Genomic DNA, 344 nt, shown 5'->3' on the forward strand with positions numbered 1-344 from the left:
AACGCCATCCTCGGCCCCCTCGAGGACAAGCGCGTCGCCGTCGTCAACCGCATCGCCACCGCCATCGGCCGCACCGCCGAACGCCCCGCGGGACTGGACGCGCTCGCCCCGTGCTCGCTCGGCGCCGAGGGTGCGGCGGGGCAGGACGACGCGGGCGCCGGCGGGGAGGAGGCGACGCCGCCGCCCGCCCAGGAGACCACGACGCCGCCCGCCGCCGGGGAGGAGGGCGGACAGAACGCCGGCGTCGGCACGATCTCCTGCCCCGACGTCGCACCCGAACTCCCGGCGATCCCCGCCTCCGCGCAGGCCGAGGTGGAACGCAACCTCGGCGAGCTCGACAAGCA

The 344-nt window shown here is 77.3% G+C and carries 1 pseudogene; it reads left to right on the top strand.

From position 1 onward, the window contains the following. Positions 1 to 344: pseudogene (locus IF28_RS0135830) on the top strand (hypothetical protein); the annotation flags it as partial.

Source organism: Streptomyces sp. NRRL WC-3626, from assembly GCF_000718785.1.
In the GTDB taxonomy this organism is placed as follows: domain Bacteria; phylum Actinomycetota; class Actinomycetes; order Streptomycetales; family Streptomycetaceae; genus Streptomyces; species Streptomyces edwardsiae.